The sequence below is a fragment of the Halarcobacter bivalviorum genome (assembly GCF_003346815.1).
Classification (GTDB): Bacteria; Campylobacterota; Campylobacteria; order Campylobacterales; family Arcobacteraceae; genus Halarcobacter; species Halarcobacter bivalviorum.
On record NZ_CP031217.1, the window covers coordinates 2,152,155 to 2,174,458 of the forward strand.

The 22,304-nt window shown below is 26.6% G+C and carries 18 protein-coding genes; 13 read left to right on the forward strand and 5 right to left on the reverse strand.

Annotation, left to right across the window (positions count from 1 at the left end; all coding sequences use genetic code 11):
• Positions 1-34: 34 nt before the first annotated feature.
• The 4 genes from ABIV_RS10945 to ABIV_RS10960 all read left to right on the forward strand — a co-directional run bounded on the left by ABIV_RS10945 (position 35) and on the right by ABIV_RS10960 (position 4,834).
• On the forward strand, positions 35-2,329 hold the full coding sequence (locus tag ABIV_RS10945; RefSeq protein ID WP_114839913.1) for a TonB-dependent siderophore receptor: 2,295 nt from the start codon (positions 35-37) through the stop codon (positions 2,327-2,329).
• Positions 2,330-2,459: 130 nt separating this feature from the next.
• Complete coding sequence (locus ABIV_RS10950) at positions 2,460-2,780, forward strand: hypothetical protein (protein WP_114839914.1); 321 nt, start codon at positions 2,460-2,462, stop codon at positions 2,778-2,780.
• A gap of 3 nt (positions 2,781-2,783) precedes the next feature.
• Positions 2,784-4,349, forward strand: coding sequence for a PepSY-associated TM helix domain-containing protein (locus tag ABIV_RS10955; protein ID WP_114839915.1), 1,566 nt, complete (start codon positions 2,784-2,786; stop codon positions 4,347-4,349).
• Entirely contained in the window at positions 4,349-4,834 is a 486-nt protein-coding gene (locus ABIV_RS10960) for a hypothetical protein (protein WP_228254297.1), read from the forward strand. The genes ABIV_RS10955 and ABIV_RS10960 overlap by 1 nt, the downstream gene beginning before the upstream one ends.
• 14 nt (positions 4,835-4,848) lie before the next feature.
• Here ABIV_RS10960 and ABIV_RS10965 read toward each other — a convergent pair whose 3' ends face one another.
• The 3 genes from ABIV_RS10965 to ABIV_RS10975 all read right to left on the reverse strand — a co-directional run bounded on the left by ABIV_RS10965 (position 4,849) and on the right by ABIV_RS10975 (position 9,435).
• Positions 4,849-6,558, reverse strand: a complete 1,710-nt coding sequence (locus ABIV_RS10965) for a sensor histidine kinase (RefSeq protein ID WP_114839916.1) — start codon at positions 6,556-6,558, stop codon at positions 4,849-4,851.
• Positions 6,555-7,238, reverse strand: a complete 684-nt coding sequence (locus ABIV_RS10970; protein WP_114839917.1) for a response regulator transcription factor — start codon at positions 7,236-7,238, stop codon at positions 6,555-6,557. Before ABIV_RS10970 ends, ABIV_RS10965 begins: the two co-directional genes overlap by 4 nt.
• A gap of 94 nt (positions 7,239-7,332) precedes the next feature.
• Positions 7,333-9,435: a TonB-dependent siderophore receptor gene (locus tag ABIV_RS10975; protein ID WP_114839918.1), complete on the reverse strand. Its 2,103-nt coding sequence runs from the start codon at positions 9,433-9,435 to the stop codon at positions 7,333-7,335.
• A gap of 170 nt (positions 9,436-9,605) precedes the next feature.
• Between ABIV_RS10975 and ABIV_RS10980 the strand changes: the two genes are divergently transcribed.
• From ABIV_RS10980 to ABIV_RS11010, 7 genes are all read left to right on the forward strand, one after another.
• On the forward strand, positions 9,606-10,172 hold the full coding sequence (locus ABIV_RS10980; RefSeq protein ID WP_114839919.1) for a hypothetical protein: 567 nt from the start codon (positions 9,606-9,608) through the stop codon (positions 10,170-10,172).
• Between the two features lie 93 nt (positions 10,173-10,265).
• Positions 10,266-11,012: a DUF3450 domain-containing protein gene (locus ABIV_RS10985; RefSeq protein WP_114839920.1), complete on the forward strand. Its 747-nt coding sequence runs from the start codon at positions 10,266-10,268 to the stop codon at positions 11,010-11,012.
• A complete protein-coding gene (locus ABIV_RS10990; protein ID WP_114839921.1) occupies positions 11,012-12,328 on the forward strand; it encodes a MotA/TolQ/ExbB proton channel family protein in 1,317 nt (438 codons plus the stop codon). Before ABIV_RS10985 ends, ABIV_RS10990 begins: the two co-directional genes overlap by 1 nt.
• A gap of 1 nt (position 12,329) precedes the next feature.
• The gene (locus ABIV_RS10995; RefSeq protein WP_114839922.1) at positions 12,330-12,848 is read left to right on the forward strand and encodes a MotA/TolQ/ExbB proton channel family protein; all 519 of its coding nucleotides are present in this window, start codon (positions 12,330-12,332) and stop codon (positions 12,846-12,848) included.
• A 1-nt stretch (position 12,849) separates the two neighbouring features.
• Complete coding sequence (locus tag ABIV_RS11000; RefSeq protein WP_114839923.1) at positions 12,850-13,254, forward strand: ExbD/TolR family protein; 405 nt, start codon at positions 12,850-12,852, stop codon at positions 13,252-13,254.
• 1 nt (position 13,255) lies between these two features.
• Entirely contained in the window at positions 13,256-13,882 is a 627-nt protein-coding gene (locus ABIV_RS11005; protein ID WP_114839924.1) for an energy transducer TonB, read from the forward strand.
• Positions 13,879-15,054, forward strand: a complete 1,176-nt coding sequence (locus ABIV_RS11010) for a tetratricopeptide repeat protein (RefSeq protein ID WP_114839925.1) — start codon at positions 13,879-13,881, stop codon at positions 15,052-15,054. Before ABIV_RS11005 ends, ABIV_RS11010 begins: the two co-directional genes overlap by 4 nt.
• Here the strand turns inward: ABIV_RS11010 and ABIV_RS11015 are convergent.
• Positions 15,051-17,120, reverse strand: coding sequence for a PAS domain-containing sensor histidine kinase (locus tag ABIV_RS11015; protein ID WP_114839926.1), 2,070 nt, complete (start codon positions 17,118-17,120; stop codon positions 15,051-15,053). The genes ABIV_RS11010 and ABIV_RS11015 overlap by 4 nt on opposite strands.
• Before the next feature lie 170 nt (positions 17,121-17,290).
• Here ABIV_RS11015 and ABIV_RS11020 point away from each other — a divergent pair, with 170 nt between their 5' ends.
• Positions 17,291-19,090, forward strand: a complete 1,800-nt coding sequence (locus ABIV_RS11020) for an HD domain-containing phosphohydrolase (protein WP_114839927.1) — start codon at positions 17,291-17,293, stop codon at positions 19,088-19,090.
• A 27-nt stretch (positions 19,091-19,117) separates the two neighbouring features.
• Here ABIV_RS11020 and ABIV_RS11025 read toward each other — a convergent pair whose 3' ends face one another.
• Complete coding sequence (locus ABIV_RS11025; RefSeq protein WP_162918009.1) at positions 19,118-20,095, reverse strand: helix-turn-helix domain-containing protein; 978 nt, start codon at positions 20,093-20,095, stop codon at positions 19,118-19,120.
• A 120-nt stretch (positions 20,096-20,215) separates the two neighbouring features.
• On the opposite strand from ABIV_RS11025, the gene ABIV_RS11030 reads away from it, so the two are divergent.
• Complete coding sequence (locus ABIV_RS11030) at positions 20,216-22,303, forward strand: TonB-dependent receptor (protein WP_162918010.1); 2,088 nt, start codon at positions 20,216-20,218, stop codon at positions 22,301-22,303.
• The last annotated feature ends 1 nt before the right edge of the window (position 22,304 follow it).

Genomic DNA, 22,304 nt, shown 5'->3' on the forward strand with positions numbered 1-22,304 from the left:
ATTCTTAATACTAAAAAGAAACTAAAGGACACAAATGATTAAAAAGAAATCAACATTGATTGCACCAATGTTAGCTCTTGCTTTATCAACAAGCTTATACGCAAAACAATATTCAGTAGAAAACTTATCCCTACAAAAGGCAATTGAACAATTATCAAAAGATTCAAATATGTCATATATGCTTGATGCAAAACTATTAAAAAATCAAAAAGCATCAAACTTTAAAAATATAGAAGGTATTGAAAAAGCTTTTGAAGAATTATTAAAAAACACAAACCTTGAGGCAATTATTGAAGATAATACTATCTTAATTAGAAAAAGAATAGTAGATAAAAAAGAAAAAAATAGCTCGAATAACTTAGGAGAAGTGGAAGTTCAAGGAGAGTGGTTAGGTAATTCAAGTTATGAAGATGTAAAAACATATAGTGGAGCAAGAACAATTATTGATTCAGCAACATTAAGTAAAACTGCTGTAAAAAATATTGAAGATGCACTAAGAGTTGTACCAGGTATTCAAATTCAAGATGAGACAGGAACAGGAGTTTTACCAAATATCTCATTAAGAGGATTAAAACCTGGTAGAAGTGCAAATTTAAATGCAATGGTAAATGGAATACCAGCTTCAATTGCTCCTTATAGCCACTCAAGTTTCTCACTATTTCCAATTACAATGGAAACTTTAGAAACTATTGATATAGTAAGAGGTGGAGCAGCTGTTCATTATGGTCCAAACAATGTTGGAGGAGTTGTAAACTTTGTTACAAAACCTATTTCTACAAAACCTTCTTCTACGATAAAAGGAACTGTACAATCAGCTGATAATGGAAATATTTTAACTGATACTTATTTTAGAACAGGTGGTTTTATAAATGATAATTTAGGTTTACAACTTCAATACAATAATATAAATGGAGAATCATTTAGAGATCATTCTGATACAAATGTAAATAACTTTATTTTTGATTTAGAGTATTTTCCAACAGATAATAGTGAAATAAAATCAAATATTCAATACTACAAAGCAGATGCCAACTTACCAGGAGCACAACTTCCAAAAGATTATAAAGATGACAAAAGTTCTTCACAAAGACCTCATGATGAGTTTCATGGAAAAACAAAAAGAGCTTCTATCACTTATAAGTTAAATCTCACTGAAGATACAGAGTTTTACTGGATGAACTATGCACAAAAAAGTGAAAGAAGATTTGATTGGGGTTGGAATACATCAGGTTCTTCATTTACTCCAGGAACAGCTAATTCTGTAAGAGTTGCCGATAGAGAAATTGATGTTTTTGGAACAGAACCTAGATTTACTTTTGAAAAAGCTAATCACAAAGTTACTTTTGGAACAAGATATGTAAAAGAAGATGTTGATTATTTATTACATCAAATGAAATTTAGTGATGGAGTTCAAGATACACTTAGAGATTGGAAAATCAAAACAGATGCTGTTGCAGCTTATTTAAGTGATACTATCTCTTTAATGGATGGAAGATTAAAAGTTACACCAGGGATTAGATACGAAAAAATTGATACTGATTTTGGTGATAACTTAAGTAATGACCCACTTGCAGATAAGAGAAAAGATATGAGGTCTTGGCTTCCTGGGTTAAGTATTGGGTATCAAGCAACAAATGACCTGTTTTTATTTACAAATGCACAAAGATCTCTTAAATCTCCACAAGTTGCTCAAGTAAGAAAAGATGGCGATTTAGCAGCTGAACTTGCTTGGAACTATGAGCTTGGATTTAGATATGAGCCAAATAGTAAATTTAGTATTGGAAGTACACTTTTTAGAATTGATTATGAAGACCAAATTGAATATGTAGCAAGTACTCAATCTTTTAAAAACCTTGGAGAGACAAGACACCAAGGTATTGAAACTCAAATCAATTTTAAACCAAGTGATAATACACAGTTTGCCTTAGGATATACATATCTTGATACAGAACAATTAACAGGGGATAATAGAGGAAATCAGCTTCCTTGGGTAGCTAAACATCAATTTAGTATCTCATCTGACTATGAATATGATAAAAATAAATTCAATCTAACAGGGCTTTATATTAGTAAAGCATTTTCTGATAGTACTAATACAAAAGAAGAATCAGCAAATGGACAATATGGAGAAGTTCCTTCATATACTTTATGGAATGCAAAAGTTTCAAGAGAAGTTAAAATCAATAGTGACTTTACAGCTGATTTGAGCTTTGGAGTTAATAATATCTTTGATAAAGATTATTACTTTAGAGGTGTTGATGTAAGCCCTATTGGTAGAGTTGCAGGACAAGGAAGAACATTTATTATTTCTGCTCAAATAAATTTCTAATATCTTAAAGTTGAGTTCTACTAAAGAGTAGACTCAACTTAAAATAATCACTTATCATGATAGCTTTGATATTAAGTATTAATTTAAGTTAAATGATTATAATTCTCAAAATTAAATAAAGGTATTATTGTTGAATTCAAATTGTAAAACTATATATAAAAATCTCTCAACACCTGAAAACAGCGGAAAAAAAATTGGGTTGTTTAGAACTTTATGTTCTATTTTTGGTGGACTATTGGTCTCTTATTTATTTATGACTCTATTAACTTTTTTAATTCCTGCTCCACTAGGAGAATCACTTGTAATACCTATTTATCTTTATACTTTATTATGGGCAGTCCTATCTTTTTGGATAGCACTTTCATATACAAAACTAATTGCACTTAAAAGGGTTTTTATTCCTAGTTTAATATGTGCTATTGGAATCTTATTATTTATTTTAGGAAGTTAATCTATGGAAAATGCAAGTAAACTATTTAAACAAAGACTTCAAAGAATACATGTAAGTGTAGGAATTAGTGCTTCCTTATTTATGTACCTGTGTGTTTTCTTTGGTATTTTTGCAATTTTTTTACCCTATATTCAAACATGGGAAAAACCCTCACGACACTTTGAAGCTGCAAATATCAAAGAGATAAACTATTCTAAAATGATTGACCCAGTTATTAGTGACCCAAACTTTCCTACAAACAATATTATTATAGAACTTCCTGGATACTTCAATGACCCTGCTTTAAAAGTAACTCATATGTTTGTAGAGCCAGTAGTTTTCAACCCAAAAACTATGGAAAAAGTTAATGATGAAGGTGATAATTCTCAGCTAGCAAAGTTCTTAAATCATATGCACTATGGAAGACCTTTTATGAGTGTTGGATATTTTGTATTTGGTCTTGTTGCAGTAGCGGTTATGCTTTTAATTATTGGAGGGTTAATTCAAGTTTATTATTTAAAATACAATAATAATCCAAAAAATCACCAAGGAAAGTTCTCTAAATATCATAGAAAAGTATTTATTTGGCTATTTGCTCCTTTTGTAATAGTTACTCTTACAGGAGCTTATATGAATATTGGATATTCAGGCTCAACTTTAATGACCTATATCTCTTCAAAAGGAGAGATCTCAAATACTTGGCAAGCAGTTGGTCCAGTATTGAAACCTCAAAGGGCTTTAGTTGAAAAAAATGATGAGCAAGTTTCTATGCTTCCAATTAGTGAATTAATTCAAAAAGCAGAAGATATAAATCCAAGTATCAACTTTGACAAAATAAAACTAATAAACTGGAAAGATAGCTCTGCACAAATTGAACTTACAGGATATAATCCAAACTTTCCCTTTCTAAATGGAGTATTTAATAATCCAGTTGTTGTTTTAAGTGGAGTTGATGGAAGTTTAATTGAGTACAAAAAAGTACTTGATGGAAACTGGACAAGTATGTTTGCAGATACTTTATATTTCTTACACTTGCTTTTTGGAGTTGATATTTTTGTAAGAACTATCATTGCAATTATCATGGCTATTTGTGGAGTTGCAATTGGTTTTGCAGTTATGCTTTTCTTAGAGAAAAAAGCTAAAAAGTTTGATAATAAAATTCCCTTTTATCACTGGTTTGGAAAACTATCTTTAACAGTTATGATTGGAGTTATTCCTGCAACTGGTTTTATCTTTTTACTTCAATGGCTTTTACCATTTGATATGCAAGAGAGAATGTTTTGGCAAAAAGGACTATTTTTTATTGCTTGGCTTAGTACTTTAACTTGGTCTTTTTATAGAGTTTGTTCTTTTAAAGCAGCAAAAGAGTTTTTAGTTCTAGGTGCAATTTTATTTATGATAACTCCATTTATTCATTTTTATATGTCAGGATTTTCTCCTATTGAACTATTTACAAACAATATGTTTATCATCTTAAATGTTGATATTGCTCTATTTATTTTTGGACTTTTACTTCTATTTATAGGCTTTAAAATACCAAAAGATAGAGAAGAATTTAAACTTCTATTTTCTAAAAAAAAGGATAACTAATGAAAATAAAATCAATACTTGTACTTTTACTATTAAGCTTAAATCTAAATGCTCATACTTTGATTATGGATATTATTGATAATGAAGACAATACGATAACAGTAGTTGGAGCCTTTAGTACAGGAGAAAAAACTGTAGGGGCTTTAGTAAAACTTGAATCACTAATTACAGGAGAGGTTTTATATCAAAAAAGACTTCCCAAGGAAAGTGAACTTACAATTGAGATTCCAAAAGAGCAGTATCAAGTAGTTCTTGATGGAGGACCTGGGCATACAGTTGTAAAAGAAGGTTTTGCACCTCTGGAAGGTTTTACTAAAAAAACAGATAAAACACAAACAAGTAAAAAGCTTTCTCAAAATCAACATGGTGCATTAATCAACACTTCTGTTATAGTACTATTTTCAATAGCCTTTGTTCTTCTTGTCCTTACTTTATATTTTAGTGCAAAAAATACAAAAATGCTAACTTCTCAACTAAAAAAGTAGACCTACTTTTTTAGTTAGACCTCTATGGTAAAACAAGCACCTTCTTTTTTATTTTCTACTTTTAACTCCCCTTTAAAGTGTGAGCTGATTATTGTTTTAGACATATAAAGCCCTATTCCACTTCCACTCTCTTTTGTAGTAAAATATGGTTCAAATATTTTTTCTATATGTACTTTATTTATTCCCTCTGCATTATCACAAACAGTGGTAAATGATTTATTAGAATAACTATCTATGGTAATTTTTATTTTAGGCTTTGCTATTTTTCTTTGTACTAAAACATCTTTTGCATTTGTAATTAGATTTAATACTACTTGAGAATATTCATTTGCATAAGCACAAATCTCTTTATCTTTTTTTACTTCAACTTCTATTTCTATATTTTCTTTATTTAATAAAACAGACATAATTTCTACTGCTTGTTTTACAGCCTTTGATATAAAAAAATTCTCTTTCTCTTTTTGTGGTTTATAAAAATCTCTAAAACTATCAATTGTATTTGACATAAACTCCAATTGCTTATTTGATTCTTCTATTTTTTCTGCTAAATACTCTTTTGAAAGTTTTTTATCATAGGAAGCCATTTGTAAATTCATATTTATAAAACTTAAGTGCATCAAAGGCTGTCTCCATTGATGAGCAATATTATTTATCATTTCCCCCATTGAGGCTAACTTATTTTTATGAATTAGAAGTTTCTCTTTTTCATTTTTTTCTTGAACAAAACTTTTTAAAGTAAAAGCTAATGCAAAACTAAAAATCAAAGACTCCATAGGTGCCACAAAATGAATAGTATAAATACCACTTATTGATATTAAATTTTTTTCTGCCATAAAAATAAAGCTAAGCATAAAAGCCCAACCAAAAGTATAAACTATAGCTTTTTTATCTCCTTTTAAAATAGAAATAACTCCTAATAATGTAGGTATTAAAAAACTAATATAAAAAGGCATATACTCATAAAGTAACGAGTAATTTAGAACAAGAATTATTCCTATATCTATAAAATTTATAAATAAAAAAAGCTTTATTATAAAAAGAGCAGAAGGGTATATTTTTTTAATATTTAATATCTCTTTTGCAAAGAGTATAGTGAAAATAAAACTAAGATTTTCAAAAATATCTATTACTGTTTGTGCAAAAACTGAAGGATAGGGTTTAAAACTAACAATCATAAAACCAAATAAAGATAAAAGAACAAAAAGTTGCATAGTTGAATAAAAAAGAAAACATCTCTTTTTCATAGAAAGATAAATGATAAAATAGTAAAGTGCTGCACAAAAGATTATTCCATAAGCTAAACCATAAATAATACCTTCAATAGGAAGAAGGTATTTATATTCAAATTCACTAATTGCTTTTAACCTAAAACCTACTCTTTTAGGATTTTCATACTTATAAAAAAAGAGTAAATTATCAGGGGTTTTCTCATCTAATTTAATTAACATTTGATAAGGGGTTTTTATATATTTAATATTTGAAGAGAGTAAGTTGTCATAATCCGAAACAACACTTAAATAATAAGTTTTTTTTGAAATCTTATTTTTGTTTAGTTCTACTTTTATAGAGAACTGTTCTACTTTTTTATTTTTATAATCTTTATATTTTGCTAACTTATAAGTTTTAAAATCTTCAGAAATATATACCTTATCAATTATTCCAAATTTATCAGAAGCAAAAGAAAAAGAATAAAAAATAAAAAAAATAAAAACTATTTTCCTCATAAAATTTCTATCTTATAACCCAATTTAGATATATTTTTTATACTATTTTTAGGAAGTTTCTTTCTTAAATCTCGAACTAAAAGCCTTACTGCATTTTCACTCATATATTCATCAAACCAAATATAGTCTTGTAGTTCATCATAAGAGGCAATATTTGGATATTTTCTACATAATAGTTCTAAAAGTTTGATTTCACTTTTTGTTAATTTAATCTCTTCTTCATCTACCACTAATTTAGATTCAAATAGATTAAAATAACTCTTTTTATCAAAAAATTTTTTATTAGAGTCAGCTTCTAAACAGTTTTTTGCACATTGTAAAAGTAAAGGGAAAATAGTTTCATGTCTAATAGGTTTACTTAAATATTTAACTAAACCTAAATCAATAGCATCTAATAAATACTCTTTATCTGTAAATGCTGTCAAAACAATAAATTGAGTTTTTTTATCCTCTTTTCTAACCTGTCTAATCATATCAAGACCATTTAATTTTGGCATCTTTATATCAGTAATTACTAAATGAGGATGCTCTTTTTCAATAAGATTTATAGCTTCAAAAGCATCTTTAGCTTCATAGACTTCACTAAAAAATCTTTTTAAGTAAGAGATTGCATTTACTCTTATTAATTCTTGGTCTTCTACATATAATACTTTTAATTTTTTATACTTTTCTTCTAACATAAAAAGAATTATAGTATATTTTAATTAAAATTAATAGTTATTATCATAATTGAGAGTTTAACTAAAAAGGAAAGCTCCTTTTTAGCTAATTGTTTTAGAAAGTATATTTTAAAGTAAGCATAACATTTCTTGGATCCCCATATGTCATACTATTTGCCCCTATTCCTGAGTAATATTTTTTATCAAAAACATTATTCACATTTAATTGAAGATTTGTATTACTGTTAAGCTTATAAGAGGCCATTGCATTTGCTATTGCATAAGCTTTTTGTGTAATTTTTTCTGCACCAGCTCCTGTATAAAATTTACTTTTATAATTTACACCTGCTCCAACTTGAAATTTATTCATACTATATTTAGCAAAAAGATTTGCTGTTGTTCTTGAAGCTTTTGTATCAAACTTTTCTCCCTCTGCTGTCTCAGCCTTATAGTTTGCAACTCCAAAACTAAGATTTAAATTATCAGTAATTTGTCCATTTAAATCTAATTCAAAACCTTTACTAACAACACCACTTACTAATTTATAAGGTTGTTTCCCAGCAATTGGAGTACCATCTTCTTCAGCTCCATCTTGTTCTATTCTAAAAACAGATAAAGAAGCATTTAATTTTCCATCAAAATATTCTGCTTTTATACCAGTTTCATAGTTTTTACCCTCAATTGGGTCTAAAAAGTTATCACTTCTATTTTTCTTATCTGAAGGTTTGAAAATACTTGTATAACTTGCATAAATAGAGTGGTTTTTATCTAAATCGTAAACCACTCCTACATAAGGTGTTAACTCATTATCAAATTTTCTTTTTTCTTTTGTTTCATCTGTACTTGAATATTCCCAACTTGAAACTCTTGCTCCTGCAATTAGCTTTAAAGTCTCTGTAAGAGAAAAATTTCCAGCTAAATAAATAGCTTTTTGCTCAATTTCTTCTGGCTCAACTATATAAGGTATATCAGCATTTGAAACTTTTGCTAAAGTTAAATCATAATTAAAAAAGTTTGGTAATGATGAATAATAACCATTTGGATATCTACCTTTATAGTTACTTGTTTTATCTTTATTATATGAAGTTCCAATAATAATCTCTTGTGCTAAGTTTCCAAACTCAAAAGGAAGTTTTAAATTTAAATCTAAATTATGTTGTTTATTAGTTTTATCTGACTCCCAATCCATATATGAAATACCACTTCCATCTGCTTTATTAACTTTTCCTTTAAAATATAACATTGCATTTTTATTATCAATCTCATCATATGAATAAGCAAGGTTTAAAGATATATCTTTATATAAAAGTTGCTCTAAATTTGCAAATATTGATTTTACTTCAGTATCCCAATATGTCCAATCATCAGAAACAGTTAAAGACCTATCAAAATTAGTTTTACTTCCATCACTATAAAAAGCAGGAAGACCACCCCATCTAACACCTTTTCTTTCAATATTTTGATAACTTGCACCAACTGATACAAAAGTAGAATCAGTTAAGTCCATATCTACAACACCATATAAAAGATTATTCTCTTTTTCATATCCATCCATAAAAGAGTTTTTATCCTGATGTTTTGCAATAAGTCTACCTCTAATACTTCCATCACTATTTAAAGCTGATGAAATATCTGTCATAAAACTATAAGCATCCCATGAACCTACAGAAATAGAAGCATCTGCTTTAAACTCTTTACTTGTTGCTCTTTTTCTAACTAAATTTATACTCAATGCAGGATTACCTGCACCAGTAGTAAGTCCATTTGCACCTCTTACAATTTCAACTCTATCAAACATAGCAAGGTCTAAATCTCTATCATTATAAGTTATATAAGTTGGCATACCATCAACTTTATAATAATCAATTTCAAAACCTCTTGCTGTAGTTTTTAACCTCTCATCCCATCTATCTAAAGATACTCCTGTAACATTTGTAAGCATCTCTTGATAAGAAGTTATTCCTAAATCATTTAGCTTTTGTGTTGTAAGTACATTTACTGATTGTGGTGTATGTCTTAATGATAAATTCAACTTTGTAGCACTATTCATTGAATCAACAGTATATGAATTTGTAGTTTCTGAATCATTTGAACTAACTACTTCTACCGTTCCAAGAGATGTTTTTTCTTTATTATTTTCAGCTGCGAATACTGAACCATGGATTAAAAAGGCTGTACAAAAAGATAGCCCTAATATTTTTTGTTTACTTAATTTCACTTATACTCCTTATTGATAACAATTATTAGAATTAAGATATTTTGGAATTATTTCGGATTTAAACTTAGAATAAAATTATGAGTAATAAATACATGATAAGCAAAAAAAAGAACTATTCATTAACTATTTTAATCACATAATTTACACATTTTTTTTAATTAGAATAGTCTATGATTTCTTTTAAAGCACAGAATAAATATAAAAAAATAGATAAAAACTCTTTTACAAATATTTGTAAATGTTTTAGCGAAGATTTAACTGCAAGTGAAGCCTCAACTAAAATAGATATTAGTAGAGTAACAATTAATAAATACTACAAAATTCTAAGAAACTATATTAACCTATACTATTGCCATACTTTAAATAGTTCTCCTAAATATTGCTACTTAAAATATTTTAATTTTAATAAAAATATGATTTTTTACATTGAACACAATAGTGAAATTATTTTATTAAATGATTTTAGGTACTCAATACAAGAAGAGATTAAAAAGAGCCTATTAAACAATAGAAAAATCAATTGTGCAAAATTATTATTAAATGAAAATAAAAATACCTATTTATTATTAGGATATATGAATAAAAAAAATAGTTTAAATACCTATATTTCTGAAAGATTAAAAAAATTCAGAGGTATTAATAAAAATAATATTAACACTCATATTAAAGAATCTATTTTTAGATTCAACAATAAGAATACTCCTATATTCTCGAATTTATCTAGCCTTTTTATCTAAGGTAAAATTCATTGTTACTATTTAATAAACATATAAGTTTATTTTTATTTTCAATTGATTATAATTCTCAAAATTAATACTAAAAGGAATTAGATGAATAAGTTATTTAAAACTATTTTCATTTCATTATTTCTGACATCAAGCCTATTTTCAAATGAGATAGATAAGTCATTAGATGTAATAGAAAATACAAATACTAAACTTAAGACTTATCAAAATAAGATTGACAATGTAGAGTACCAAAGAGAAGAGCTTTTAAGTAAGTATAAATATACAAATGCTGAATTAAAAAGTACTAAAATTTACAATGAACAACTAAGAAAAATTCTTCAATCACAACAAGAAGAGTTAAAAAATATGAATCAACAAATTATTGATATTGAAAATACTCAAAAAAATATTTTCCCACTTATGATTAGTATGGTAGAGAGTCTAAAAAAATTAGTAGAGATGGACACTCCATTTTTAATTGAAGAGAGAACTACAAGAATTAAACAACTTGAATCAAACTTAGATAAAGCAGATATTAAAACAGCAGAAAAATATAGAATTATTTTAGAAGCATTTAAAATTGAGTATGACTATGCAAATAGTATAGAGACATACCAAGATAAAATCGATGGAAAAACATATGATTTTCTTAGACTTGGAAGAACTGCTTTATATTATCAAAGTTTAGATTTTAAAAACTATGGATATTGGAATAATAAAACAAAAACTTGGGAAAAAATTGATAGTTCTAATGCTAAATCAAATATTAGAAGAGGAATTAAAATTGCTCAAAAACATCAAAATGTAGATTTCTTAAATCTTCCATTTCTTACATCGAAGGATAACTAATGTTAAAATATTTATTAGTAACACTACTATTTATAAACCAAGGTTTTGCACTTGATTTAGAGAACTTATTAAAAAATGTAAAAACTACCTCAAATCAAGAATTAATAGCTGAACAACAAAGATTAAAAAATTTTATTGAAAATAAAGAGGAGCAAAAAGAGCTTCTAATAAAAGTAACAAATGAATTAAAAATTGAAAATCTTGAAACTAAAAAATTAAAAAAGATTATTGAAGAGAATGAAAAAGTATTAGCTGAAAAAGAGGCTGAGTTAAATCTAAAAATTGGTGACTTAGGAGAGATGTTTGGAAGTGTTAGACAAACTTCAGCAGACTTTTTAACAAATTACCAAAGAAGTTTTACAGCATCTGAGTTTCCACAAAAAGAAGAGATTTTTACAAAATTTTCAAACTCTAAAAAACTTCCAACAATAGAAGAACTAACTCTATTTTGGCATACAATGTTAGATGAAATTATTCAAAGTGGAAAAGTATCAACTTATCAAGCAAGTGTAATCTTACAAGATGGAGAGAGAACTCTTCAAGATGTTACTAGAATTGGTATTTTTTCTGCATTTTCAAAAGGACAATTTTTAAAATATTCAGATGATATTAACTCTTTAATTGAATTATCAACACAACCTCCTTCAACATTTATATCAAATGCAAAGGATTTTGAAGCAAGTAAAGCAGAGATTAAATCTGTACTTGTAGACCCTACAAGAGGTACACTATTTGAGATGCTTGGAAATAAACCAACATTTATGGATAGAATTCATCAAGGTGGGATTGTAGGATATATAATCATCTTACTAGGTGTTTTAGGTCTTCTATTTGCAGCTTATAAAATTCTATTTTTAAACCTAATTCATACAAAAATTAAAAAACAACAAAAGAACTTAGAAAACTATGATGAGACAAACTCTTTAGGAAAAATTGCAGGGGTATTTTATAAAAATGTAAATGACTCAATCAATGATTTAGAAATCAAAATTGGGGAAGCAATTTTAAAAGAAACAAACCATATCAAAAAAGGTCAAAGCTTTGTAAAGCTTCTTGCAGCAGTAACTCCACTACTTGGATTATTAGGAACTGTTACAGGGATGATTGCAACTTTCCAAGCTATTACTTTATTTGGTACAGGTGACCCAAAACTTATGGCAGGTGGGATTTCAACTGCACTTATTACTACAGTTTTAGGTCTTGTTACAGCTATTCCTTTACTTTTTGCATACACATATATCTCTTCAAAAGCTGAAGCTATTGTATCTGTATTAGAAGAGCAAAGTATAGGAATGTTAGCAAAAACACTTAAATAATATGATTGATTTATATATAGATAACTTCTTTAACTTTTTTGATAAAGGTGGTTTTGTTTTATATATCGTATTTGCAATTGCCCTATTTCTTTGGGCTTTGTTAATTGAAAGATATATCTATATTAGTTTTGAGTACAAAAAGTATGCAAAGGCTTTAAAACAAGATTTATCAAAACAACAATTCAATCAAAAGTTTAAAGAAGAGATAAAAAAGTATCTAATTGAAGACTCTAATATTAGACTAAAAACAGGTCTTAGTTTTATTAAGACCTTAATTATAGTTTGTCCTTTAGTTGGTCTTTTAGGAACTGTTACAGGGATGATTGAAGTCTTTGATGTGATGGCACTAAATGGTACAAGTAATGTTAAATCTATGGCAAATGGTGTATCAATGGCAACTATTCCAACAATGGCAGGAATGGTTGTAGCACTTAGTGGAATTTTATTTGAAAAAAAATTAGAACTATCAATAAAGTACCATACAGATAAATTATATTTAGAAATATCAAAGGTTTTATAAAATGAGAAGATTTTCACAAAAAAACAATAAAGAAGAGACAGAAATAAACTTAACACCAATGCTTGATGTTGTTTTTATTATGTTAATTTTCTTTATTGTAACAACCTCTTTTGTAAAAGAAGCAGGAATAGAAGTAAATAGACCAAGTGCAAAAACTAGTCAACAAAAAACAGAAGCAAATATTTTAATTGCAATTAAAAACAATGATGAGATTTGGATTGATAAAAGAATGGTTGATATAAGAGCTGTTAGGTCTAATATAGAGAGGCTTAAAGCTTCAAATACTGAAAGCAGTGTTGTAGTTCAATCAGACAAAGATGCAAGAACTGGTGTTTTAGTAAAAGTTATGGATCAAGTAAGACTTGCAGGCATAACAAATATCTCTGTTTCAACACTAAAGAATTAAGATGCGTATTTTAATTGCAGTAGCTGTATCTTTTATTATTTCTGTGGGAATGTTTATTTTAATGCAAAAGATGACCTCAACACAAAGTGAAGCAATAAAAAAAGAGACAAAATCAGTGGAACTAAACTTTTTAAGAGATAAAAAAGATACTGTTGTAGAAAAAAAACAAAGGGTTAAACCTAAAGAACCAGTTAAAAAAGTAGAGCCTAAAAAACTGGATATGAAAACAAATTTAAATCAAGAATTAAATAAAAATGTAAAAATAAAACCTTTAGATATTAGCCAAAACATTGATATTTCATCTATCAACTCTTTAACTGGTGCACAAATAAATATTGGCTCAAATCTTTTAGATGCAAATATGTTAACTGCACTTAAAAGAGTTAATCCAAGATATCCAAGACGAGCAAAAATCAAAAGACAAGAAGGGTTTGTTCAATTGGCTTTTAAAATTGATTCAAGTGGTTTTGTTTCTGAAGTTCAAGTTGTAGATTCAAATCCAAAAGGCGTATTTGATGAAGAAGCTAGTAAAGCAATCAAAAAATGGCGATTTAAACCAGCAAAAGATGATATTCCTGGAAGCTTCAAAAATGCAACAATTACATTTAATTTTAGGTTGGCAAAATGATAAAAAAAATACTATTTTTAACACTTATTTGTTTTTGCACAAATATTTTTGCACAAATGCAAATGTCAAAAGGTACATATAATAGTTTACTTAAAGCACAAAAACTTATGGAAAAAGAGGATTATAAAACAGCTAAGAGCATATTAGAAAAAATTTTTGCAAATGACTCTAAAAATAAATATGAGAAATCTTATGCTCTTCAAACTATAAGTAATATCTATATTCAAGAGAATAAATATGAAAAAGTAGCAAAAGCTTATGAAAAAATCATAAGTTATAATGCCTTTGAAAAAGATAGCCTTGATAGAATAAAACTCTCTTTATCTAAAATCTATTTATCCCTAGAAAAATATAAGCAGAGTCTAAAACTTTCAAATGAGCTTCTTAATAGTAAAGTGATTAAAAAAGAAGAGCTTTATGAATCTTTTATTCTTGCTTTTTACTATACAAAAAAATATAAACAAAGTATTGAATACTCTAAAAAATATTTTTCACTAAAAGATAAAATTAATGAATCATGGTACAAAATTCTTTATTCCTCTTATGTTGAAATCAAAGATTATAATGGTGCAATAAAAACTATGGAAACCATGGTTAAACTATTTAGCAAAAATGAGAGTTATTGGGTACAACTAGCTTCTTTATATCAAGAGAAAGATAGATTAAAAGATTCTCTTTCTACCCTTGAATTAGCATATAAAAATGGTATTTTAAAAAACAAAAACAATATTCTTTATTTTATAAATATCTCTTTACAAAATGGTGTATATAAAAAAGCAAATCTATTATTAGCAAAAGCAGTTAAAGATGGTCTTATTGAAGAGGATAAAAAGATATTTGAACTTCTTATTTCAACTCACATAAATGCAAAAGATAATGAACTTGCTATTAAAAAAATCACTAATTCTAAATTTGCAAAAGAGGATAAATATAGATTGATTCTTGCAAACTTATATTTCAATAAACAAGAGTATAAAAAAAGTATCTCTATCTTAGATGAAATAAAAGCAAAACATAAAAGTGATATCTCTGGAGAAAAAGATATTTTAAAAGCTTTATGTTTTTATGAATTAAATGATAAAACAACTTCAATCAAAATTTTAAAACAAGCTTTAAATAACCCTCACCATAAAAAAAGAGCAAAGAGTATTCTAAAAAGCCTTGAGAGTTAACTCTCAAAGCTTATTACAAAAGTAGTACTCTCTTCTTTAGAATTTACCCTTAAATTTCCACCCATATTTTTCTCTATTATTGTTTTTGACATATAAAGTCCTAACCCTGTACCTTTAGAACTAAATTTTGTAGAGAAGTATGGCTCAAAAATTTTATTAATAATATCTTCTTTTATAGCTCCACCATTATTTGAGATTTCAATTATATTTTTTTTATCGTTATATACTTTGATTTTAATACAAGGCTCTTTTATTTTATTTAAAACTATTGCATCTTTTGCATTATTTAAAATATTTATTAATACTTGTTCCAACTGGTTTTTATAAGAGTTCATTTCTATACTTTCATCAAGTTCTAACTCTATATCAATAAAATTCTCTTTCAAAGAACTACCAATAATATTTAAAGTACTTGAAACTGCTTCACTTATTTTAAAAAGTTCTTTATTCTTATTGGGAGTAAAAAAATCTCTAAAATCATCTATTGTTTGAGAAAGATATTCTATTTGATTTTGCAGTTTTAAAGAGATTTCTTCAACTTTTTGTTTATCAAGTTCTGCATACTCATATTTATATTTTAAATCAACAGCCGTAAGGTTTAAAATATTTAAAGGTTGTCTCCATTGATGAGCTATATTTGAAAGCATCTCCCCCATTGAGGCTAATTTTGATTGTTGTATAAAAAGTTCTTGTTGCTCTTTTATCTCTGTTATATCTTTAGCAATAAGTAAAACTTTATTTTGTTTTTTAATTTTGATTAAACTGATTAACAAAGTTATATTTTTATTATCTTTTGAAAGAAATGAATACTCAAACTTTTGAGCCTCATTATTTAAACTAAGCTCAAGTTTTTCAAGAAACTCCTCACTTTTTTCTTTTAAAAATTGATTTATCTCTTTTCTTAAAATCTCAGCTTCACTAAAACCTGTAAGTTCTAAAAAAGCTCTATTTGAAAATTCAATAATTTTTTCTTCATTTATGATTAATACCATATCATTAGTAGTATTAAGTATAGTTGTGAATTTTTCATTTAGTCTATTTAATTTTTTATTTAATTTTTTTGTCATACTTAAATCAAAATATAGATTTTTTAAAGCTCTTAAGATAAAAAAACTTACTAAATAAGTCAGTAGTAAAACAATTAAAATAGTAAAAAGATATTGAATATTTTGATTACTATATAACTTCTCTAAATACTCTTTTTTAGGTTGTAAAATTAAAATTGGCATATTGGCAATAGGAACATCTAACTTTTTAGAAATATACTCTTCACTTGTATAAATCTTATTTTCTAAAATTGTTTTATAATTATTAAACTCTGATTTAATATTATATTTCTCTTCTTTAAAAAGCCCCCAACTCTTTTTTGAGTCATAATGAACTAAAGTATTCCCTTCTTTATCAACTAAAATTAAATTATATAAAGTAATATCGTCAAAAGCTTTTAAAAAATCATTCATAAAAAAGTTGATAATTATAATTCCATCAAAACTCTCATTGTTTTTTACAGGAAGAATAGCTCTTAATGTAGGTTTATAAGGCTTTTCAACTCTCCCATCTTCTATATTTAAATCTAAATTAGAAAACCAAACCTTTTCAAGCTCTCTTTTTTTTGATTCACTAAAATAGTATCTTGAAGCTTTATTTTGTAAATTATTTGATTCATAGACTTTCCCATTTTCTTCTTTTCTTTCAACTCTTATTATCTCATTTCCAGATTTATCGATATATCTTAGTTGCATAAAATTAGAGTGAGTATTTGAAATCAATAAAAACATCTTTTTTAAATGATTTAAATATTTTTCATCTTTATTATGTAAATACTCATTAAAAACATTTGTATTCCTTAGATTTTCTAAAACAATCATTGACTTATTTATAAAGCGTTTTAAAATCTCTTCTCTCTCATCAATTTGATTTTTTCCATTTTCAACTATAAGAATTTGAATATTATTATAAAAAAATATTTTATCTACAGCAACAAAAGCAATAAGTATAAAAATTGAATAAAAAAATAAGATTATTCTAGTTTTTTTCTCTTTGATTTTAAGAATTTTTTTTAGCATTTTTTTCTTTTAAAAATAGATTAATAGTAATACGATTGTATAAGAAAACATTTTAAAAAATTATTAATTAACTTATATTAAAGTTTTTCGGTTTCTAGGGTGTTACTTTAATAGATACTTTATTAAAAGTTCTATAAAATCTATTAATTATTTATATAGGTGTATAAAAAGTGATCAATAAAAAATATAATATTTCTTTACTTTATGTAGAAGATGATGAACTCACAAGAGAAGGATTATCTTCAATTTTATCTTATCATATTGATGAGTTATATTTTGCCTCAAATGGGGAAGAAGGTTATGAACTTTATAAAAGCAAAAAACCAGATTTAGTTTTAAGTGATATTAAAATGCCTAAGTTAGACGGTATTGCAATGAGTAAAAAAATCAAACAATTCGACCCATTTGCTAGAATTATTTTATTAACTGCTTTCAATGAGAGTGAATACTTACTTGAATCAATAAAATTAAATATTGATGCTTATATTACAAAGCCTGTTAATATAGAAGAACTTTTTGACAATATTCAAAAAATTGCTGAAATAGTAGAACTAAAAAAAGAAAAAAATAAAATAAATAACCTACTTGATGAGTATAAAAAAACAGTAGATTTAAGTTCAATTGTTTCAAAAACAAATCCTAAAGGAATTATCACTTTTGTAAATGAACAATTTGAAAATATCTCTGGATATAAAAAAGAAGAACTTTTAGGAAAATCTCATAATATAGTAAGACATGAAGATACATCATCTGAAGTTTTTAAAGAGATGTGGCACACAATAAAAATTGAGAAAAAACCTTGGTATGGGAAAATAAAAAATAAGAAAAAAGATGGTGGTTCTTATTATGTTAAAACAGTAATTAATCCTATTTTAGATGAAGATGGAAATATTTTAGAGTTTATTGCTGTTCGTTCTGATATTACAGAACTTGAAGAGACTAAGCTAAAACTAGAAGATGCTTATAAAGTAACTGCTGAGAAATATACCCATGCCTCTTCTTTATCAAGAATTTATGAAGATGCCTTTGACAAAAGTAGTATTATTATAAGAGTTACAAGTGATATGAAAATAAAATATGTAAATGACATGTTTTGTGAGCTTACAGGTTACTCAAAAGAGGAGTTAATTGGTGAATCTTATTGGACAATTAAACATCCAAAAACTCAAAAAAACCTTCTTGAAAAAGCCTTTATCTCGGCAAGAGAAGATGGTATTTGGAAAGGGCAATTAAAAGGGATTACAAAAGATAAAAAAGATATTCATTATATTTCTACTATTGTTAGTATAAAAGATATAAATAACAATCTAATTGAATACCTTGGAATTAGATTAGATATTACAAAAGTAATTGCTTTACATGAAGAGTTAGAAGAGACTCAAAGAGAGATAATCTATACAATGGGTGAAATTGGAGAAACAAGGTCAAAAGAGACAGGTTTCCATGTAAAAAGAGTAGCAGAATACTCTAAACTTTTAGCTTTAAAATATGGTTTAAGTGAGAGTGAAGCAGAGACTTTAAGATTAGCAAGTCCTATGCATGATATTGGAAAAGTAGGTATTCCTGATTCTATTTTAAACAAGCCAGGAAAACTAACAATTGAAGAGTATGATAAGATGAAAGAGCATACTCAAATAGGATATGAACTTCTTAAAAATTCAACTAGAGATATCTTAAAAGCTTCAGCTATTGTTGCTTATGAACACCATGAGAAATGGGACGGAAGTGGTTATCCTAGAGGTTTAAGTGGTGAAAATATTCATATCTTTGGAAGAATAACAGCTATTTGTGATGTTTTTGATGCTTTAGCACATGAAAGACCTTATAAAAAAGCTTGGGAACTAGATAGAATTATTGCTCTATTTAAAGAAGAGAGAGCTAAACATTTTGACCCTACTTTAATTGATTTATTCTTAGAAAACTTAGATGAGTTTTTAGAAATTCAAAATGCTTATGAAGGAAGATTTTAATTTAATAAAGCTAAGAAACTCTTAGCTTTAATAATACTTCCTTTTTTTGATTAAATCTTTAGGAAGAACTCCATAATGCCTAAAAAAAGCAGTAGAAAAACTTTGTTGATACTTATATCCTACTAAATTTGAAACTTCTGCAATATTATATTCCCCACTACTCAATAAAATTTTTGCTTTATCCATTCTAGTTTTTAAAACTAAAGCCCCAGGTGTTGTATCAAATAATTCTTTAAAGCCAAGCTTTAGTTTAAACTCATTTATTGCTACTTTTTTACAAAGTTGTTCTAAAGTATAAAAAGCATCTGCTTTTTCTATTAACTCTTTTGCTTTATATAAAGCTATTCTATCTTCGTGATTTATTTTTGAACATCCACAAGTGCATAAATTATTATGTTCATTTACAATAGTAGTTAACTCTTCATATATTAATTCAAAAACTTTACTTTGTGTATACAAATCATTTAATTCTCCCTCAAAAGGGGAATTGTATAATTCCTTTGCAAGAGAAACAACCTTATAATTTTCAAACCTTTTTTCAAAATCTGTTGAGATATTATTCTCATAGTTACTAAATAATTCATCTCTATTCTCAATTTTATTTAAAAAGTATTTTTCTAAAAATTCATCCCTTAAAATTAGACATAAATTACTACTTTTAGAATTCTTATCAAAATTCATAACAGAATCATATTTATTTACATATTTAGTAATTACACTATTCTTTCTCACATTTAATGCACTTTTATTACTTTTATCAAAATATTTGAACTCTCCTTCTAAATTAATAATAATTGAAAGCCCTGAAACAAATGATTTTGAATTTAGTGTTAAACTCTCTTTTATATTGGTATTTGTTTTAAAAAGAAGAACATCTTTATTTATTATCTCTTTTGTACTTGAAAAACTTCCCATATTTTTTGGTAATTTAAAATTGATAGTTTCAGAATCATCTGTTTTAAGCATAAACTCATCAAAATTTTTTAAATCTACTTTATATGACATTAAATACCCTTTTATTAAAAAAAAATCCATATTTCTTAAAAATTGATTTGTTTTTAATTATGATTATCATTATAATTCTAACATTTTAAAGCATAAGCTTTTATAATGAAGGACAAAATAATGAAAATAAATAGAAAAATTATTCTACTTTCTTTAATTTGCAGTACATTTATCTATGCTGATAATAACTCAAATAAAAAAACTACTAGCTTAGATAGTATTACTGTTACAGCCAACAAAGTAGAAGAAAATATAAAAGATGTTCCCCAAAGTATTACAGTTATGGATGAAACAATAATTGAAGAAAAAGGATTAAAAAATGTAATTGATATTATTAATCAAGTTCCAGGAATGTATGCGGCTACAGATAATGGTACTTCTATAAATTTTAGAGGCTTAAATACTTCATTATTTACAAGAAATAATCCTGTAGTTATTTATATAAATGGTATTCCTTCTTCAAATAAATTTGATTTTGACCCTTCTTTAGCAAATATTGAAAGAGTGGAGATTTTAAGAGGTCCTCAAAGTACTCTTTATGGAAAAGATGCAATTGGTGCAGTTATAAATATAATTACAAAAGAAGACTACGATTACTGGATGGGAGCAGTAAATTTTGAATTTGGTACAGATAAATATAATCTTACAAAATTTAATATAAATGGCCCTCTAATTGAAAACAAACTTTTTTGGGGATTGAATGGAGAGTTAGAAAGAGATGATGGTTGGATTACAAATACTGCTTCTAATATGGATGATAATGCAAACAGAAATAAAAAAAGAAAACTAAATACTTATTTTACATTTAAACCTACAGATAGATTAACAACTAAACTATCTATCTCTTCAAATAAAGAAAATGTATATTGGCAAGATGGCTATGTTACTGATACACAAACAGCACTTAAAGATATAAAAAGAGATAAATATGATAATGAAGTTAGGTATGATGATGAAACCTTTGAAGAGTATACAAACAACTCTCAAAGTATAACTCTTAAATATGCTTTTGATAATTTTGATCTTACATCAGTCTCTACACATAAAAAATATGAAACCGAAGCAGAGTTTGATGGAGACTATACAGATAACCCATTAAACAGAAATTTAATGTTTGACTATAAAGATACAAAAAGTTTAACACAAGAAATTAGATTATCAAGTTCTTCAAGTGATTCTTTTAAATGGGTTACAGGATTATATTATGAGAATGAAGAAGAAAAATCATCTTTTTATGGAATGGATTTTGGAGCAATGAGACAAAATATTCCTTCTGTTTTAGATAATAATACTTATGCTTTATTTGGTCAAGTAATGATTCCCTTTGCAGAAGATTTTGAATTTACCCTAGGAGGAAGGTATCAAAAAATTAAGAAAAAAGCGGATATTGATGTTTTTATGTATCCTAAAACATCATCTCAACCAAATACTCCAATTGCAAGTTCAAAAGGAGATAAAACATGGACAGAGTTTATTCCAAAAGTTGCATTATCTTATAAAATAAATGATAATTGGTCTTCTTTCATCTCTTATTCAAAAGGTTATTTACCAGGAGGATTTAACTTTTATAATAACTCAAATAATATTAATGATGCACTTTTTGACCCACAAAAATCAACTAATTATGAAGTAGGTATTAAAGGAAATTTTGGGAATACAAATTTAATGCTATCAGCTTTTAGAATGGATATTACAGATATTCATATCTATAAGGTTGAAGGAGCAAGATGGCTTACAGACAATGCAAAAAAAGCTATTTCTCAAGGTATTGAATTAGAAGCTACTCATTTTTTAAATGATAATTGGGAATTAAATGCAAGTCTAGGTTTTATTGATGCAGAATATAAAGATTATGATAATGGTACAGCAAAACTTGATGGACAAAAAATTCAACATACTCCAGAATATATGGCAAGAATAGGTCTTGCTTATTATGGAAATGATGGTTTCTATGGACGAACTGATTTAAACTTCCAAGGAGAAACTGCTTATTTTAATAGTGATAGAAATATCATGGATAAAGCAAACTCATATTTCACAGCAAATTTGAAGCTTGGTTTTAAAATCAATAAGTGGGATATCTATGCTTATGGGAAAAATCTCTTTAATGAAGATTATATAAAAGCTTATAGTGGTGCTTATAACTTAGGAAGAGTTCACTTTGGAGATCCTAGAAAAATTGGAATTGGCTTTAAATATAGCTTTTAAT

Excerpts from the sequence above, each read along its gene's own strand:
- ABIV_RS10945 (WP_114839913.1), top strand. The coding sequence starts at position 35 with ATGATTAAAAAGAAATCAACATTGATTGCACCAATGTTAGCTCTTGCT.
- ABIV_RS10955 (WP_114839915.1), top strand. The coding sequence starts at position 2,784 with ATGGAAAATGCAAGTAAACTATTTAAACAAAGACTTCAAAGAATACAT.
- ABIV_RS10960 (WP_228254297.1), top strand. The coding sequence starts at position 4,349 with ATGAAAATAAAATCAATACTTGTACTTTTACTATTAAGCTTAAATCTA.
- ABIV_RS10965 (WP_114839916.1), bottom strand. The coding sequence starts at position 6,558 with ATGAGGAAAATAGTTTTTATTTTTTTTATTTTTTATTCTTTTTCTTTT.
- ABIV_RS10970 (WP_114839917.1), bottom strand. The coding sequence starts at position 7,238 with ATGTTAGAAGAAAAGTATAAAAAATTAAAAGTATTATATGTAGAAGAC.
- ABIV_RS10980 (WP_114839919.1), top strand. The coding sequence starts at position 9,606 with ATGATTTCTTTTAAAGCACAGAATAAATATAAAAAAATAGATAAAAAC.
- ABIV_RS10985 (WP_114839920.1), top strand. The coding sequence starts at position 10,266 with ATGAATAAGTTATTTAAAACTATTTTCATTTCATTATTTCTGACATCA.
- ABIV_RS10990 (WP_114839921.1), top strand. The coding sequence starts at position 11,012 with ATGTTAAAATATTTATTAGTAACACTACTATTTATAAACCAAGGTTTT.
- ABIV_RS10995 (WP_114839922.1), top strand. The coding sequence starts at position 12,330 with ATGATTGATTTATATATAGATAACTTCTTTAACTTTTTTGATAAAGGT.
- ABIV_RS11000 (WP_114839923.1), top strand. The coding sequence starts at position 12,850 with ATGAGAAGATTTTCACAAAAAAACAATAAAGAAGAGACAGAAATAAAC.
- ABIV_RS11005 (WP_114839924.1), top strand. The coding sequence starts at position 13,256 with ATGCGTATTTTAATTGCAGTAGCTGTATCTTTTATTATTTCTGTGGGA.
- ABIV_RS11010 (WP_114839925.1), top strand. The coding sequence starts at position 13,879 with ATGATAAAAAAAATACTATTTTTAACACTTATTTGTTTTTGCACAAAT.
- ABIV_RS11015 (WP_114839926.1), bottom strand. The coding sequence starts at position 17,120 with ATGCTAAAAAAAATTCTTAAAATCAAAGAGAAAAAAACTAGAATAATC.
- ABIV_RS11025 (WP_162918009.1), bottom strand. The coding sequence starts at position 20,095 with ATGTCATATAAAGTAGATTTAAAAAATTTTGATGAGTTTATGCTTAAA.
- ABIV_RS11030 (WP_162918010.1), top strand. The coding sequence starts at position 20,216 with ATGAAAATAAATAGAAAAATTATTCTACTTTCTTTAATTTGCAGTACA.